Source organism: uncultured Sphingomonas sp. (genome assembly GCF_946477935.1).
GTDB lineage: Bacteria > Pseudomonadota > Alphaproteobacteria > Sphingomonadales > Sphingomonadaceae > Sphingomonas.
Genome location: NZ_CAMLAC010000312.1, coordinates 1 through 3,391, shown reverse-complemented (window position 1 = coordinate 3,391; position 3,391 = coordinate 1). Strand labels below are relative to the sequence as shown.

Sequence of the window (3,391 nt, the reverse complement as noted above, 5' to 3'; positions counted from 1 at the left end):
GTGGCGCTGGGCGGTATGGGGTGGCTGATGGGCGAGGCGGGGACGGTGGCGTTCGCGCGGCAGCTTGGGCTGGTGCTGATGCTGCAGGGTGCCGTGGTGACGGTGTTGGGGCCGATGGTGGCGCGCGGGGCCCTGTTTCCCATGGCTTATGCGCTGTTTGCCGTGCCGTTCGGGCAAGAGCTGGAGCCGCCGTTGCAGCGCGCGACGGTGGCGATCGTCATGCCGCTGCTGCATCTGACGGGCGTGCCCGCGCAGGTGGACGGCGTGCTGATCCAGGCGGGGCCGTATCATTTCGAGGTGGCGGAGGCGTGTTCGGGGTCGAAGTTCGTGCTCGCCATGCTGGCATTCGGAGTGCTGGTGGCGAATCTGTGCTTCCGGCGGTGGACGCGGCGGGCGGCATTTCTGGCGGCATGCCTGGTGGTGCCGGTACTGGCGAACGGGGTGCGGGCGTGGGGGACGATCTACGGCGCGCAACTGTTCGGGATCGAGGCCGCGGCGGGGTTCGACCATATCGTGTTCGGGTGGCTGTTCTTTGCCGTCGTCATGGCGGCGGTGCTGGCGACCGGGTGGCGGTGGTTCGACCGGGCGCCGGACGACCCCGCCTTCGACCCGGCGGCGCTGGCGGGTGTGCCGCGCGGCCGCGTGGGAGTGATCGCCGGCGGCGCGCTGGTGATCGCCACGGCGGCGGTGTTCCCGAGCTGGACGGCGCTGGCGAGCGGCCACGTGGCGACCCTGCCGGCGCAGATCGTGCTGCCCGATGTGCCGGGATGGCGCCGCGCGCCGCTGGGTTCGGCATGGCAGCCTTATTATCCGGCGGCCGATCATTATCTGTTCGGCCGCTATGTCGATGCGCGTGGGCGGCCGGTGGATGTCGGCGTGGCGGTGTTCGCCGAGCAGCATGGCGCCAAGAGGCTGGCCGCGTTCGGCACGGGCGTGCTGCGCGAGGATGATCGCTGGGTAAGGGTGGCGGACATGGCCCCGATCGCGGGCGGCGCCGCGATGCGGATCGTGGCACCGGGACCGGTGGAGCGGATCGTGGCGACATGGTACCGCGTCGGCGGCGAGACGACGGCGGACGAGAGACGGGTGAAGATAGTGACGATGAAGACCCGCCTGCTGGGTGAGGATCGGCCGGCAACCGCGATTCACTTGTCGACCGAGGGGCGTGACCCCGCCGCGATCGCCGACTTCGCCGCGGCCATCGGCGGGGCGGGCCGGTTCGCGGACCGGCTGACGGCGGCGCGCTGACATGTGCGGCATCGCAGGGCTTTTCCATCCCGGCACGCCCAAGCCGGTCGACCCGCCGCGGGTGCGCGCGATGATCGCGGCGCAGGCGCATCGCGGGCCGGACGGGGACGGCGTCTGGACTGCGCCGGGCGTGGGCCTGGGGCATCGGCGGCTGTCGATCATCGATCTGGCGGGATCGCCGCAGCCGATGATCGACGGCGAGATCGCGGTGACCTTCAACGGCGAGATCTACAATTACCGCGCGCTCCGGGCCGAACTCAGCGCGATGGGCGCGCATTTCCGCACCGAGGGCGATACCGAGGTGCTGCTCCAGGGCTGGCGCTATTGGGGGCCGGCGATGCTCGACCGGCTGGACGGGATGTTCGCCTTCGCCATCCACGACATGCTGGCGGGTGCGCTGTTCCTGGCGCGCGACCGGCTGGGGGTGAAGCCGCTGCACTGGGCCGAGCTGTCGGACGGATCGATCGCCTTTGCCTCCGAGCTGAAGGGCTTGCTGGCGCATCCGCTGCTGCGGCGGCAGCCGGACCTGACGGCGGTCGAGGATTATCTGGCGCTGGGCTATGTGCCCGACGATGCGTGCCTGATCGCAGGCGTCCGCAAGCTGCCGGCCGGGCATTACCTGCTGGTCGAGCGGGGGCGGGGCATTCCGCGTCCACAGCAGTGGTGGGATGTCGACTTTTCGGGGCGTGCGAGCGGATCGGCGGCCGCGCTTGGCGAGGAACTGCTCGATCTGATGCGGGCGGGGGTGACCAGCCGGATGGTCGCCGACGTGCCCTTGGGCGCGTTTTTGTCGGGCGGGGTGGACAGCTCCGCGGTGGTCGCGCTGATGGCGGAGGCGAGCCCGCGAGCGGTGCGGACCTGTACGATCGGGTTCGAGGAAGCGGGCTATGACGAGCGCGCTTTCGCCGACACGGTGGCGCGCCGTTTCGCCACCGCGCATGCGACGCGGGTGGTGCGCAGCGACGATTTCGCGCTGATCGATACGCTGGTCCACCATTTCGACGAGCCGTTCGCGGATGCGTCGGCGCTGGCGACCTATCAGGTGTGTGCGCTGGCGCGCGAGCACGTGACGGTGGCGCTGTCGGGCGACGGGGCGGACGAGGCGATGGCCGGCTATCGCCGGCATGCGTTTCAGGCGGCGGAGGACCGGGTACGCGGGCTGCTGCCGGCGGGGTTCCGGCGGTCGGTGTTCGGGACGCTGGGCGGCATCTATCCAAAGGCGGATTGGGCGCCCCGGCCGCTGAGAGCCAAGACGACGCTGCTGGCGCTCGCGGGGGATAGCGCAGAGGGCTATGCGACGAGCGTGGGGGTGACGGCGCCGGCCCTGCGTGCGCGGCTGTTTACGCCGGAGGCGCGCGCGGCGCTGGGCGGGCACCGGGCGGAGGATCGCTACGTGGCGGCGATGCGGGACGCGCCGGCGCAGGGCGCGCTGGACCGGGTGCAATATGCCGACCTGAAGATCTGGCTGCCGGGCGACATCCTGACCAAGACCGACCGTACCTCCATGGCGGTGGGGCTGGAGGCGCGCGAGCCGCTGCTCGATCACCGGCTGGTCGAATTCTGCGCTACCCTGCCGGCCGGCATGCGGCTGCATCGTGGCACCGGCAAATGGCTGATGAAGCGCAGCCTCGAACGCCATCTGCCGCGTGAGATATTGTACCGGCCGAAAATGGGGTTTTCGACGCCGATCAGCGACTGGTTTCGGGGGGCGCTGGCCGAGGAGGCGGCGGGGCTCGCCACCTCTTCGTTGCTGCGCGAGACGGGTTGGTTCGCGCTGCCCGAGATCGCGCGGCTGGCGGACGATCACCGTGCCGGCCGCGCGGAGCATGGCCGGACACTGTGGCAGTTCCTGATGCTGGAGCGGAGCCTTACGCGGCTGTTCGGCTGAAGCGCTGGCGCAGCCACAGGTCGAACAGATGGGGCCATTCGCGGGGAGGCGTGCCTTCGGCTGCGCGGCGCGCGCCGAAGCCGTGGCCGCCACGCTCGAACAGATGCGCCTCCACGGGCACGTTCGCGGCACGGGCGGCGGCGATGATCGCGAAGGATTCCTCTACGCGGGCGGCGGGGTCGTCCATGGCGTGGGCGATGAACAGGGGCGGCGTGTCGGTGCGGACGCGGGCCGGGGTATCGTAGCGGGCGACCG

3 protein-coding genes are annotated in these 3,391 nt (G+C 71.1%); 2 read left to right on the top strand and 1 reads right to left on the bottom strand.

Features of this window, described 5'->3' with window-relative positions; genetic code table 11:
• Positions 1-1,248: exosortase A (gene xrtA, locus Q0U08_RS19075; RefSeq protein WP_298093329.1), on the top strand; the 1,248-nt coding region annotated here is incomplete at its 5' end.
• A 1-nt stretch (position 1,249) separates the two neighbouring features.
• Positions 1,250-3,136 carry an XrtA/PEP-CTERM system amidotransferase gene (locus Q0U08_RS19070; protein ID WP_298093328.1) on the top strand — a complete coding sequence of 629 codons (1,887 nt, stop codon included), beginning with the start codon at positions 1,250-1,252 and terminating at the stop codon, positions 3,134-3,136.
• Here the strand turns inward: Q0U08_RS19070 and Q0U08_RS19065 are convergent.
• Positions 3,117-3,391, bottom strand: a 275-nt coding sequence (locus Q0U08_RS19065) for a prolyl oligopeptidase family serine peptidase (RefSeq protein WP_298093326.1), incomplete at its 5' end; no start/stop codon positions are given. The genes Q0U08_RS19070 and Q0U08_RS19065 overlap by 20 nt on opposite strands.